Below are 13,004 nucleotides of genomic sequence, written 5' to 3' on the forward strand. Positions count from 1 at the left end.
GAACGTCCAGACCAACGTATTTCACTGCCTCCGTCATGACTCGTCTCCGCTGCTGACAAATCCATCATCAGCATCTCAGATTCGAGCCTCCAAGGCTCCGGCAGTCATGGGGTCTAAGCCCGGCGACTGCTCCGATCGGGATGGTGAAAGGGGAATGCTAGCGGGAGGTCCGCTGGCTTGGGATTAGCGCCCGATCCCGGACCGGCCGTTCGCGACACCATTTCAAAAGAGGATCGTTTTCTCAGGGAAGGATGCTGTTAGATGTCATTGGAGCTAAATAAGGCGAACGTGATCGCCTTTTACGAGATGATGTTCAACGACTGCCGACCTGCTGAGGCAATCAAGCAATATGTCGGCGGAGAATATATCCAGCACAACCCTCAAGTCGCTACCGGAAAGCAGGCATTTATCGACTATTTTGAGCGGATGGCACGAGAGTGGCCTGGCAAGAGAGTCGAATTCAAGCGGACTATTGCAGAAGGAAATACCGTGGTCCTGCACTGCCATCAGCACTGGCCCGGAGACCACGACTACGCTGGCATCGACATCTTCCGATTAGATGATGAGGGTCGTATCGTCGAGCATTGGGATGTGCTTCAAATTATCCCCGACCACTTTGAAAACCCGAACGGCATGTTCTGATGAGGGGTCCGTACTCCCACATTCTGCCATTGAGCCTGCTCCGTACGGTCCCGAAGGCTGCCAGCCATTTATCGATCGAGTACCGCCTTTGAGCGCCCGCCGGTTCTTCGTAACAGGGAGCCTGCAGTGAGACAGCCGGGAAGTATGCGCTGATCGCACGGGCAGGCGATGGGCTTGCCTACCCTGACCGATTCTGCTGAGCCTACGTCCTTGATGCGGGCACCGACGGCTGACGGCCTCAGGCGGGTAGCGCGGCCCCCGGCAGCTCGTCCGGAACGTGCGACCTGTACCGCCGAGCGAAGAGCATCATCGCCGCGACCGAGATCAGCCCCGGCACCGCGAAAGCGACGAAGTTCAACGCCATCGGCAGCTTGGCAGCGAGCAGCAGTCCGCCCAGCAGCGGCCCGACGATCGCTCCGACCCGACCGACTCCCGAGGCCCAGCCGAGCCCCGTCGTCTTGATAGAAGCGCCGTAGAAGTCCGCCACGGTCGCGTAGAGGAGGATCTGCGTGCCCGTCGTGCCTGCTCCCGCGACGAATATCAGCAGGTAGAGGACGGCCGTCGGGCTCTTCGCGCCGAGCAGCGCGATACACGTCGCGCCGATCGCGAAGGAACTGACCACAACGCGCACCAGTCCGTAACGGTCGGCAAGCCGCCCGCCGCCGATGGCGCCGAACATACCGCCGAAGTTGAGGGCAAGAAGAAACGACAGGCTCGAGCCGAGCCCGTAGCCGGCGGTGCGCATCAGCTGCGGCAGCCAGGAGCCGAGCGCGTACACCATCAGCAGGCAGCAGAAGAAGCATGTCCACAGCGCCAGCGTTCCACCCGCCCGGCCATCGTGAAACAGCGCGGCGATGGAGGATGAGCCCGCTTTAGCGTCCCGCAGGACCAGTTGGCCGCCCGGGACCGTGCGGCCGGGTGCGATCTTCGTCAGAATGGCACTCGCACGTCCCTCGTCCCCCCGACGTATCAGAACGGCGAGCGACTCAGGTAGCTTCCAGAGCACGATCGGGAGCAGACAAAGAGGCACCGCGGCAGCGAAGAACATGGCACGCCAACCAAACGTCGGCAGCAGCCAGATGCCGAGCCCGGCGGCTACCATGCCGCCGACTGCGTAGCCACTGAACATCAGCGCCACGAGCGTCGTTCGCAGGCGTTTCGGTGCATATTCATTCGTCAGCGCCACGGCGTTGGGCATGAGCCCACCGCATCCTAGTCCCGCCAGGAAGCGCATGACCCCGAACTCCGTTGTGTTCCCGACGAAGCCGTTGACGATCGTCGACACGCTGAAGATGGAGAAGCAGATGGCGATGCAGCGCTTGCGCCCGATCCGGTCGCCCAGCGATCCGAAGGTTAGCGCGCCGATCATCATGCCGAACAGCGCCCAGCTTGCGAGCGAGCCCGCCTGGGGTGGGGTGAGGTCCCACTGTTCCATCAGCTGGGGCAGGATCGCGCCATAGATGAAGACGTCGTAGCCATCGACGATGAGGAGCAGGCCGCAGAGGACGACGATTGTCCAGTGGAAGCGGCCGAACGTGGCCTCGTCGACAATGTCGTTGACCACGGTGCCTGCCATAGACCTACTCCCCTGCAAAATCGGTGACGTCTCAGACACGCTCCAGCATGAGCGCGATCCCCTGGCCGACGCCGATGCACATGAATGCCATGGCGTAGCGACCACCGGTGCGATGCAGCTCCTCAACGGCCGTCATCGTAATCCGCGCACCCGACATGCCGAGCGGATGGCCGTACGCAATAGCCCCTCCGTTCCGATTTACGCGCGGATCATCCTGCGCGATGCCAAGATCACGCAACGTAGCGATGGCCTGACTGGCGAATGCCTCATTCAGCTCGATCACGTCGAGCCGATCAAGGCTAATCCCGGTATTCCTGCTCAGCTTGCGCGCCGCCTCGATCGGACCGACGCCCATGATCCTTGGCGCGATGCCAGCTGCTGCCATGCCAAGCACACGTGCGCGAGGACGAAGCCCGTTACGTGATGCGGCGTCTTCGGAGGCGACGAGCATAGCTGCTGCGCCGTCATTTAGCCCGGAGGCGTTCCCCGCCGTCACCGTACCGTCGTGGCGTACCACCGGCTTCAGCTTGGCAAGAGCGCCCAGGCTTGACGCGCGCGGATGCTCATCCTGTGAGAAATCGATCGGATCGCCCTTTCGCTGAGGAACGCTGACCGACACGATTTCAGCCGCCACACGACCACTAGCGATAGCTGCTGCGGCCTTCTCCTGGCTGGCGAGGGCGAAGCGGTCCTGATCTTCGCGTGATACGCGCCACACGTCAGCGACGTTCTCGCCGGTTTCGGGCATGGAGTCGACGCCATAGGCGTGACGCATCGCGGGATTGACGAAGCGCCATCCCAGCGTCGTGTCCTCAATCTTCTGAGAGCGGTCAAAGGCTGAATTAGCCTTGCCGAGCACGTACGGTGCCCTGCTCATGCTCTCGACACCGCCGGCGATTATGAACTGTGCATCCCCGCAGCGTATCGCCTGCGCCGCGATGCCGACAGCGTTTAGGCCTGAGCCGCAGAGGCGATTGACGGTTGTACCTGGCACGGCTTCAGGCAACCCGGCCAAAAGCACGGCCATGCGCGCGACGTTGCGATTGTCCTCTCCCGCTTGGTTGGCACAACCAAGGATCGTGTCGTCAACGGTTTCCCAGTCTACGCCTGCGTTGCGTGCGGCGAGCTCGCGGATGGGGATGGCCGCGAGGTCGTCGGCGCGGATCGATGACAGGCCGCCATTGAGCTTGCCGATGGGGGTACGGATGGCGTCGCAGATGAAGGCGTCAGGCATGGGACCTCAGACGAAGGCGTCGATAATGGCGTCGGCAAGGGCGTTTGGTGCGTCAAGCGGAGCAAGGTGAGCAGCATCGAGCATGACATGTTGAGCACCCGAGATGCGTTCGATCAGGTGCTCGCCATGACCGACGAACGGTGTCGAGGTATCGCGGTCCCCCGAGACGACGAGCGTTGGAACGGAGATTGTTTGCAAGCGATCAGCGATGTCCATGTCACGGATAGCAGCCGCGCACCCGGCATAGCCTGCCGGCTCCATACAGAGCAGGCCACGTCGTACGCTGGCGGCGATCTCGGGCCTGGCTTGCACAAAGCTTGGCGATAGAAACCGCGACATGGCAAGGTCAGCGATCCCAGCTACGCCTTCCTCCCGCACCTTCTCGACCCGAGCCGTCCAGGCGGATCGATCCATCGTTGCCGAGGTGCATATGAGCGCCAAGCCGGTAACTCTTTCCGGCGCGTCCATTGCAAGCTGCATGGCGATCATGCCGCCCAGGGACACGCCCGCCACCAATGCGGCTTCAACGTCAGCTGCATCCATAGCCGCTGCCACGTCGCCTGCGAGCATCGACAGCTCATAGTCTCCTGCCGGGGCATCGGATGCGCCGTGACCACGGGTGTCGATGCGCAAAAGCGAGAACCGATGCCTAAGCGCGGGAATTGCCGCGTCCCACAGGTCCATGTCGGTCCCAATGGAATTCAGCAGCACCAGCGACGGAGCAGCGGTGTCGCCTTCGACCTTCCAGTAGATGTCAGCGCCTTGCGATCGGATGAAAGGCATCAGGCAGCGCGCTCTAACGCGGTTTCGTCTGTGAATGATGCATCAGTCTTCGCCCGCACCTCGTCCACGGTGATGCCTGGGGCCAGCTCGATCAGGCGTAATCCAGGCTTGTCGCATGCGAGAACGGCCAGGTCCGTGATGATCAGATCAACGCACGCCTTGCCGGTGAGCGGCAAGGTGCAGGCCGGCAGTATCTTAGATACGCCTGCCTTGTTGGCGTGATCCATGACGACCACAACACGCTTGACGCCGGCGACGAGATCCATCGCGCCGCCCATGCCTTTCACCATCTTGCCCGGGATGGTCCAGTTCGCGATGTCACCAGTCTCGCTGACCTCCATCGCGCCGAGAACGGCCATGTCGATGTGCCCGCCGCGGATCATCGCAAAGCTGTCCGCCGACGAGAAGAAGCTGGACGTGGGCAGCGCTGTAATCGTCTGCTTGCCGGCGTTGATGAGATCAGGATCGACCGCATCACGCGTAGGAAATGGGCCAATTCCGAGCATTCCGTTTTCTGACTGAAGCGTCACGTCAAGACCTTCAGGAACGTAGTTGGCTACCAGCGTCGGTATGCCGATGCCGAGATTGACATAGAACCCGTCTTGCAGCTCGCGAGCGGCCCTCGCCGCCATCTGTTCGCGGGTCCAGCCCTTCGTATCGCCGGCCATCACGCGTCCTCCTTCTCGCGAACCGTCAGCTTCTCGATCCGCTTCTCGTTGATGGTCGACAGGACGACCCGGTCGACAAAGATGCCGGGCGTGTGGATGCAATCGGGGTCGAAGCTGCCCGCTTCCACGATCTCCTCGACCTCCGCCACAGTGACCCGACCCGCTGTCGCCATGTTCGGGTTGAAGTTGCGCGCGGTCTTGCGGAACATGAGGTTGCCCGCCGGGTCCGCCCGCCAGGCCTTTACGATCGACAGGTCGGATCGCAGCCAGGTCTCGCGGACGTACTCCTCTCCGTCGAAGTTCTCGACGGGCTTGCCCTCCGCCACGACGGTGCCGACGCCCGTTTTGGTGTAGAATGCCGGGATGCCCGCACCGCCCGCACGAATGCGCTCAGCCAAGGTTCCTTGCGGCGTAAGTTCAAGGTCAAGCTCGCCCGAGAGGTACTGCTGCTCGAAAAGCTTGTTTTCGCCCACGTACGACGAGATCATCTTCGCGATCTGTCGGGTCTCCAGCAGCATCCAGAGGCCGAAGCCGTCGGCGCCGGCGTTGTTGGAGATGACGGTCAGCCCCTTCACCCCGCTTGCGCGAATTTCCGGGATCAGGCTTTCGGGATTGCCGGACAGGCCGAAGCCGCCCGACATGATCGTCATGCCGTCGAAAAGCAGCCCGTCGAGGGCCGCCGCCGGATTGTCGTAGACCTTGTTCTTCATGTCGCTCCGATCAGCCCAGGTCACCGCCCGCGACGGGCAGGATGGAGCCGGTGATGTACGATGCCTCGTCCGAGGCGAGGAAGAGGATCGGCGCGATCTGCTCATCGAGCGTCGCGTACCGTCCGAGGAACGTGGACGTCGTGACCTGCTCGACCGCCTCAGCCATCCAGGCCTGCTCACGTGCGTCGTCCCCGTCGGGATTGCGCGGCACCATGCGGGGCGGGGCCTGCGTTCCGCCCGGCGCCGTAGCAACGACCCGGATGCCGCGGTCACCGTATTCCATCGCCAAGCTTTGGGTCATTGCGTTGATGCCGCCCTTGGCCGCCGAATAGGGTACCCGTCGGATGCCACGCGTCGCGTTGGACGAGACGTTGACGATCGTACCCACTCCCTGGTGGAGCATGATTGGCAGGACGGCGTGGCAGCTCCAGAGCGTTGGCATGAGCGATCGCCGGATTTCGGCCTCTATCTGCTGCGGCTCAAACTCGGCGAACGGTCGCATACGGATCGCGCCGCCTACATTGTTGACGAGGATGTCGACGCGGCCGAACTCGGTTTCGGCCGCGCGCATCGCCGATACGGCACCCTCGCTCGTCTCGAGATCGCAAACAAAGGCGCGCGCGGCCCTGCCTGCTTCATGTGCGACATCGGCGACAAAGTCGGCGCGATCGACAAGCATGACGGCCGCACCTTCAGCGGCCGCACGTAGCGCAACGCCGCGGCCGATGCCCTGCGCCGCGCCCGTCACGACCATCGTCTTGCCACGGAACCGGTCGGCAAAGATCATGCCGCAGCCTTTACCGAACTCTCGCTGGGCGCGAATTTTTCGTAGTGGAAGTGCTTTGGCTCAACGCCCTTGTCCCGCAGAAAGGTGCGTACAGCCTCGACCATGGGCGGCGGTCCACACAGGTAGATGTCACAGTCACCGGCGTTGAGGTGGTCGTCCGAAAGATGCTCGGTGACATAACCCTTGAGGGGATGTCCGCTCTCCGGATCGGCGACGCATACCGCAGAGGTCAGCGTCGGCAGGCGGGCGGCCAAAGCGTCGATGCGCTCCATCTCGACCATGTCGCCATCTTTGGTCACGCCATAGATCAGGTGAAGCGGCTGCTCGGTGCCCTGATCAGCAAGGACCTCCAACATCGACAGGATCGGCGCTAGGCCGGTGCCACCGGCGAGGAGTATTGTCGGGCGATCGACGTTTCGCAGAAAGAAGCTGCCCTGCGGTCCGACAAAGCTCATCCGAGCGCCGGGCTGCGCCTTCTCGCTAAGCCAGCTGCTCATCAGGCCGCCCGGAATGTTGCGGATAAGGAAGCTGGCTTCCGCCGCGCCAGGTTTGGAGCTGAACGAATAGGAGCGGTGTTGCCCAGTGTCCGGAACCATCAGGTTCACGTACTGGCCCGGGAGGAAGCCTAGAGCGGCGGGATCGTCCACCCGCAGCGTGAGGATGATCGTGCTGTCGGAGACCATCTCCACGCTGGCAACTTCGCCGCCATGTATGGCGGGCTTCACCTTGCACGCCGACGACGGCACCGGCACTGCGATCACGCAATCGGACGAGACCTGCATCTGGCAGGTCAGGACCATGCCTTCTTCCGCCTCGTCCTCGGTCAGCGCTTCTTCGATGTACTCGTCGCCAAGCTCGTAGCTGCCCTGCTCGCAGCGGCACTTGCATGTGCCGCATACGCCGTCCGAACAGTCCATCGGCAGGTTGATCTTCTGGCGGAACGCGGCGTCGAGCACCTTCTCGCCTGCGTTGCAGTCGATGAAGCGCGTAGCGCCGTCCTCGAAGTTGAGTGCGATACGGTAGCCCATGTGATCCTCTCGAGCCCGGCGTCAGATGTGATAAATGTCGATCACCTGGCGGATGTAGTCGTTCTTGAGCACGACCTTCTTGTTGGTAATGACCGGCTGATCACCAGTCGCGTCGATGGTGTAATAGGATGTCCCGAAGAAGCTCAGCGTCTCCTTGTAGCGGTGACTGAGCGTATGCCAGTTGAACCGTACCTCAAGCACACCGTCTGTCTCGCTCGTCACCTCAATGTTTGTGACGGCATGGTTCGTACGTGGCTCGGGCATACTTGCTCCCGATCGCTCGGTCTTGATGCGGAAGACGCGATCTTCCAGCCCATCCCGATTGGGATAGTAGATCAGCGAAATCTCACGCTGAGGGTCTTCGACCAGTTTGTCGTCGTCGTCCCAAGCCGGCATCCAGAACACTGCGTTGGGCGCGTAGCAGGTCAGCCATTCATCCCACTGCCGATCGTCGAGCAGCCGCGCCTCCCGAAAGAGGAACGCGGCAACCCGGTCATAAGCGAGTGTCATGCTGCCACCCGCAAACGGTCGACCTGCCGGACAGTGCTGCCGCCGTCGCCACCATCGTCCTTGTCGAGGGCCGCGATCAACGTCTGCGCCCAATATTCGTGCTGCCGCACGAACAGACCCTCATCCTCGCTGCGATTGCCGCTGAGCGTAGGCTCTAGACCCATCGCCGTGGCGTTCTCATCAGGACCCGCGATCCAGTGCGTAGCGCCGCGGCTCAGATCATTCCACAAATCGCCTGCGCCTTCGTAGGCGGTCTGGCAGGAGCGGAACTCCTCCAGATCGTCAGGCGTGCCCATCCCACTGACGTTGAAGAAGTCCTCGTACTGACGGATGCGAAGCGCCCTTTCGGCGTCCGCCTCGCCTTTCGGCGCGAAGCAGTAGATCGTGACCTCGGTCTTATCCACGCTCACCGGACGGATGACCCGGATCTGCGTCGAGAACTGGTCCATCAGATACACATTGGGGTAGAGGCACAGGTTGCGCGTCTGATCGACGATCGGCTTGGCACGCTCCTCGCCCAGTCGCTCCGCCAGCTCCTCGCGGTGTGCGTATACGGGGCGAACCTCAGGGTTGAGGAGCCGTGTCCACAACAGAATGTGGCCGTTGTCGAAGCCGTAGACGCCGCCAACGCTCTTCGACCAACCATCGGGGTCGACTGCCTTGGTGGCCTCCTCCTTGCGCCGGCCGGTCGTTGCCGAGTAATTCCAGTGGACTGCGCTGACGTGATAGCCGTCCGCGCCATTCTCCATCTGAAGCTTCCAGTTGCCGTCGTAGACGTAGGATGAGTTCCCGCGAAGCACCTCCAGCCCTTCTGGCGCCTGGTCGACCATCTGGTCGATGATCACGCGGGTCGAGCCAAGCCAATCCTCCAACGACTGCACGTCGGGGTTGATGCTGCCAAACAGGAAACCGCGGTAGTTCTCGAAACGCGCTACCTTGGTCAGATCGTGCGAACCCTCAGTGTTGAACGCCTCGGGGTAGTCTCCCGTCTTGCCGTCCTTAACCTTGAGAAGCTTGCCCGCGTTGCTGAACGTCCAACCATGGAACTGGCAGGTGAAGCTGCCCTTGTTGCCATGCTTCTTGCGGCAGAGCATCGCGCCCCGGTGCGCGCAGGCATTGATGACCGCGTTGAGCTGGCCAGTTTTGTCGCGCGTGATGATGATCGGCTGACGGCCGATGAAGGTCGTGAAATAGTCGTTGTTCTCCGGTATCTGGCTCTCGTGGGCGAGATAGACCCAGTTCCCCTCGAAGATGTGCTTCATCTCGAGGTCGAACAGGGCCGGATCGGTGAATACGTCGCGTCGGCAGCGGAATGCGCCCGTGGCGGGATCGTCAACGACCGCGGTTTCGAGGCGTTCGCGGATATTTGCGCGAAGGTCGGTCATGGTGCTTCTCCTTTGCGACGAATGTCAGGCGACGGCGAGCCGGGCGCGGTTTGAGAAGGCCTCGTCGTCTGCCACCTCAGCGCGCTGCAGCTGGAAATCGAAAGCGATGTGAGCGCTGTCGCCCTGCCGGTTCGGCACGGGCAGCAGGCCTTCGCGGGTGCCGAAGGCGAAGTCGTCCGCGGCGAAAGGATCGTCACCGAAGTTGATTTGTGTCGTCAGCTGCCTGTAGCCGGGAGCCTCGATGAAGAAGTGAACGTGGGCAGGGCGATTGCCGTGTCGACCCAAGACCTTCATCAGCTGATCTGACGCACCACCCGGCGGGACGCTATAGCCGTTCGGCATCTTGGAATGGAACGAGTAGCGCCCATCGTCGCCGAGCTTGATCCGCCGGCGGTTATTGAAGGGCGTCTGTTCGTGGGTCGGATCGAAGTGCGAGTAGAACCCACGCGAGTCCGCGTGCCAGACGTGAAGTATGGCATTCTTCACCGCCTCCCCGTCAGGTCCCGTGATCTGACCTGTCATGTAGAGGGTGGTCGTCTCATCCGGGTCATCCGTCAGATTGGCGTCGTTCTCGACTAGCGGAGCGCCTTCGACGTAAAGGGGGCCTTCGATCGTACGCGGTGTGCCGCCGGTCTTGCCCGCCTCCGCATCCTTGGCGTCCATGTACAGGTCGAGGAAATGCTCGATGCCCGTACCGGGCATGAGGAGGCCAAATTCTCCGGCAGCCGATTGCAGATAGTTGACCGCACTCCAGACCTCGTTCTCACTGATATCGTGACGGACGATGATCGTCATGGTTGCTTCGACGAGATCGCGCATGATGGCCTTCACCCGAGGATTGCCGTCGGTTGACGCTGTACCGGCAACGCGGTCGAGCAGGTCCTGGATTGCGGGGGTCTGTACGAAGGAAACGTCCATGGGGGTCTCTCCTGGAATTCTATCTGGTCGCCGCCTTGGGCGGTCTATCAGTTGCGGCTGCTTCAGCGGTCGTCGTCGTGGAGCGATGACGGGTGGCGGCACAGGGCAGTGACCCGCATCGTCATGAAAGGGTAGAGCGGCAGGCTCATTAGAATGTCATGCAGTTCGGCATTCGAAGCGACATCGAAGATGCTGACATTCGCGTATTGGCCTACGACCCGCCAGATGTGCCGCCATGTGCCCGCACGCTGGAGATCCTGGAACCGCGCCTTTTCGGCAGCTTTGAGGCGGGCGCCTTCTTCGGCGTCGAAGCCGATCGGTATGTTCACGTCCATCTCTACCTGGAACAACATGGTCGTCAGGCCCTCTCTGCAACGACGTGGAGTGTGGGTGCGGTGCGGTCTCGACGATGGAAAGCCACGCGGTCCTCATCGAGCGCCACACCGAGGCCGGGACCGGTCGGGACCGCGAGCTCGAAGTCGGCGTAGCGAAGCGGTTCTGCCAGTATGTCCTGGGTAAGCAGCAACGGACCGAACAGCTCTGTGCCCCATGCGAGCGTCGGAAGGGTTGCACACAGATGGGCCGACGCCGCTGTCCCGACACCGCCTTCAAGCATCGTCCCGCCGTAGAGGCCAACACCGCCGGCATGGGCAATCGTCGCGACAGCATGTGCGGGTAGCAGACCACCCGATTGCGCGATCTTCACCGCGAAGATGCGGGCGCCCGAGCAGGCGGCAATAGCGAAGGCGTCACAGGGACCATGTAGCGCCTCGTCCGCCATCAGCGGCACGATGTGCTTAGCCGACAGCCGCGCCATCGATGCGTGCGCATGCCTTGCGACTGGTTGCTCGACGAGGTCGACACCGGCATCTTGCAATAGACGCATACCGAGATCGGCCTGTGCTTCATCCCAGTTCTGGTTGACGTCGACACGGACGCTGCCGCGGTCACCAACCGCCTTTTTGATGGCAGCGACATGCGAGACGTCGTCGCGGACCGATCGCTTGCCGATCTTGAGCTTGAAGATGTTATGCCGGCGAAGATCGAGAACGCGCTCCGCTTCCTCGATGTCGCGCGCGGTGTCACCGCTCGCCAGCGTCCACGCAACCGGAAGACTGTCGCGGACGCGTCCCCCACCGATCAGCTCGGACACCGGTACTCCCAGGCGCTTGCCTGCCAAATCTAAAAGCGCCGTCTCCACCGCACACTTAGCGATATGGTTGCCGAAAACGCTTTGCGTCACCTTGGCCATGGCGGCGCCGACTCTAGTCGGGTCGCAGGTCCTGAGCACAGGAGCGATGTAGCTGTCGATGGCGAGTTTTATACCTTCAGGGCTCTCCTCACCGTAGCTGAGGCCGCCGATCGTCGTGCCTTCACCGATACCTTCTAAACCGTCGGAGTCGCGCATTCGCACCAGTACGATCGACTGGTGATGCATCGTCGCCATCGCTAGGACATGCGGACGTATCGTCGGAATATCGACGATGAAGGTATCGATCTCTGCGATCGTGACCATGACCTCTCCACATCCTCAGCTCTACGTTATCCCAGCATAGGTACGTCGGAGGGGCTGGACGCGCAAAGATCAATGTGGTTTGCTCACGATACTCACAGGGTATTCAAGCGATGGATCTTCGTCAGTTTCGCTATTTTGTGACCGTCGCGGCCGAACGGAATTTCAATAAGGCGGCAGAGCGGCTGCACATGGCGCAGCCGCCCCTCAGCCGGTCAATCCAGCAATTGGAAGCCGAGATCGGTGCAGAATTGATCGATCGTACGAGCAGGCCGCTTTCCCTGACGCCCATGGGGCACTTCTTCCACGATCAGGCCGTGCAAATTCTGCGGCGTGTCGAAGACATGCGTGCGATGATGGAGGCCGCGATCGCGACCGATAAGCGGCGCTTTACGATTGGGTTCGTGTCATCCACGATCTACGCCCGGCTGCCGGCACTAATACGTGAGTTTCGCTCCGAGCTACCCGATGTAGAGTTGACGCTGGTGGAGAGTACGACCCTTGATCAAATCGCTGCTCTAAAGGAAGGCCGTATTGATATTGGCTTTGGGCGCATCCGATTTGAGGATCCTGCCGTGCGACGCACCGTCCTGCGACGAGAACCCCTAATCGCAGCGGTACCGCTTGCCAGCACACTGGGCATAGACGGCGGTCCCATTTCATTGGCGGCACTCGCTCGCGAAAAAGTAATCCTTTACCCGAGCGCTCCGCGGCCGAGCTACGCCGATCAAGTTCTGTCGCTGTTTCATGACAATGGTCTCACGCCCAGCGTCATCCACGAAGCTAGAGAATTGCAGATTGCGATTGGCTTAGTGGCGGCGGAGGAGGGAGTCGCCATCATTCCAGAATCCGTAAAGCGAGCACGCCCGGACGACGTTCGTTACCTAGAGCTACTAGAACCCGCCCATTCACCTATCATTATGAGCCACCGTGTCGGCGATTTTTCACCAGAAATCTCTGCTTTCATGCGTATCATCGCGCGCAAGTACAACGACTGGAAATATCCTGTGCCCGAAGCGCTGTTGATCACGGTATAACTAAACTAGCAGCATCGACGCCCTCTTTTTAAGTAAGCTTAGGGGCCATCGCGAAACCTTCCCTGCGCGATGGCCTCGCCCAAGTCTAGGTCGATGCCTGCGGTCAGCTGAAAGTTGCTCTCCTACTTCTTGTCGGAACCGATCAGCAGGAGCCGCGAGCCCCGCAACCTGCATGGCGCCAGCTGCGAGGCGGGCTGTCGGTGGAAGCGCGTC

General features: G+C 61.6%; 14 protein-coding genes. 2 read left to right on the forward strand and 12 right to left on the reverse strand.

All coding sequences use genetic code 11. From position 1 onward, the window contains the following. The first annotated feature begins 261 nt into the window (after window positions 1-261). On the forward strand, window positions 262-642 hold the full coding sequence (locus tag ACP690_RS13230) for a nuclear transport factor 2 family protein (protein WP_022674932.1): 381 nt from the start codon (window positions 262-264) through the stop codon (window positions 640-642). A gap of 238 nt (window positions 643-880) precedes the next feature. Here ACP690_RS13230 and ACP690_RS13235 read toward each other — a convergent pair whose 3' ends face one another. From ACP690_RS13235 to ACP690_RS13290, 12 genes are all read right to left on the reverse strand, one after another. Beyond that, window positions 881-2,218, reverse strand: coding sequence for an MFS transporter (locus ACP690_RS13235; RefSeq protein WP_022674933.1), 1,338 nt, complete (start codon window positions 2,216-2,218; stop codon window positions 881-883). A gap of 31 nt (window positions 2,219-2,249) precedes the next feature. Then, window positions 2,250-3,452, reverse strand: coding sequence for a 3-oxoadipyl-CoA thiolase (pcaF, locus tag ACP690_RS13240; RefSeq protein ID WP_022674934.1), 1,203 nt, complete (start codon window positions 3,450-3,452; stop codon window positions 2,250-2,252). Window positions 3,453-3,458: 6 nt separating this feature from the next. Next, complete coding sequence (gene pcaD / locus ACP690_RS13245) at window positions 3,459-4,235, reverse strand: 3-oxoadipate enol-lactonase (RefSeq protein ID WP_066667190.1); 777 nt, start codon at window positions 4,233-4,235, stop codon at window positions 3,459-3,461. Beyond that, window positions 4,235-4,903 carry a 3-oxoacid CoA-transferase subunit B gene (locus tag ACP690_RS13250; RefSeq protein WP_022674936.1) on the reverse strand — a complete coding sequence of 223 codons (669 nt, stop codon included), beginning with the start codon at window positions 4,901-4,903 and terminating at the stop codon, window positions 4,235-4,237. Before ACP690_RS13250 ends, pcaD begins: the two co-directional genes overlap by 1 nt. Beyond that, on the reverse strand, window positions 4,903-5,613 hold the full coding sequence (locus ACP690_RS13255; protein WP_022674937.1) for a CoA transferase subunit A: 711 nt from the start codon (window positions 5,611-5,613) through the stop codon (window positions 4,903-4,905). The genes ACP690_RS13250 and ACP690_RS13255 overlap by 1 nt, the downstream gene beginning before the upstream one ends. A 10-nt stretch (window positions 5,614-5,623) precedes the next feature. After that, the gene (gene benD / locus ACP690_RS13260; RefSeq protein ID WP_022674938.1) at window positions 5,624-6,400 is read right to left on the reverse strand and encodes a benzoate diol dehydrogenase BenD; all 777 of its coding nucleotides are present in this window, start codon (window positions 6,398-6,400) and stop codon (window positions 5,624-5,626) included. Continuing rightward, on the reverse strand, window positions 6,397-7,428 hold the full coding sequence (gene benC, locus ACP690_RS13265; RefSeq protein WP_022674939.1) for a benzoate 1,2-dioxygenase electron transfer component BenC: 1,032 nt from the start codon (window positions 7,426-7,428) through the stop codon (window positions 6,397-6,399). Before benC ends, benD begins: the two co-directional genes overlap by 4 nt. Before the next feature lie 21 nt (window positions 7,429-7,449). Further along, window positions 7,450-7,938: a benzoate 1,2-dioxygenase small subunit gene (benB, locus tag ACP690_RS13270; RefSeq protein ID WP_022674940.1), complete on the reverse strand. Its 489-nt coding sequence runs from the start codon at window positions 7,936-7,938 to the stop codon at window positions 7,450-7,452. Beyond that, complete coding sequence (locus ACP690_RS13275; RefSeq protein WP_022674941.1) at window positions 7,935-9,323, reverse strand: Rieske 2Fe-2S domain-containing protein; 1,389 nt, start codon at window positions 9,321-9,323, stop codon at window positions 7,935-7,937. The genes benB and ACP690_RS13275 overlap by 4 nt, the downstream gene beginning before the upstream one ends. 24 nt (window positions 9,324-9,347) lie before the next feature. Further along, complete coding sequence (locus tag ACP690_RS13280; protein ID WP_022674942.1) at window positions 9,348-10,241, reverse strand: dioxygenase; 894 nt, start codon at window positions 10,239-10,241, stop codon at window positions 9,348-9,350. A 62-nt stretch (window positions 10,242-10,303) separates the two neighbouring features. Beyond that, a complete protein-coding gene (gene catC / locus ACP690_RS13285; protein WP_022674943.1) occupies window positions 10,304-10,594 on the reverse strand; it encodes a muconolactone Delta-isomerase in 291 nt (96 codons plus the stop codon). Window positions 10,595-10,599: 5 nt separating this feature from the next. Next, window positions 10,600-11,757, reverse strand: a complete 1,158-nt coding sequence (locus tag ACP690_RS13290) for a muconate/chloromuconate family cycloisomerase (protein WP_066667191.1) — start codon at window positions 11,755-11,757, stop codon at window positions 10,600-10,602. 110 nt (window positions 11,758-11,867) lie between these two features. On the opposite strand from ACP690_RS13290, the gene ACP690_RS13295 reads away from it, so the two are divergent. Next, on the forward strand, window positions 11,868-12,791 hold the full coding sequence (locus tag ACP690_RS13295) for a LysR family transcriptional regulator (protein WP_022674945.1): 924 nt from the start codon (window positions 11,868-11,870) through the stop codon (window positions 12,789-12,791). The last annotated feature ends 213 nt before the right edge of the window (window positions 12,792-13,004 follow it).

Source organism: Sphingomonas sp. DC4900, from assembly GCF_049896485.1.
GTDB classification, from domain to species: Bacteria; Pseudomonadota; Alphaproteobacteria; order Sphingomonadales; family Sphingomonadaceae; genus Sphingomonas; species Sphingomonas aquatilis.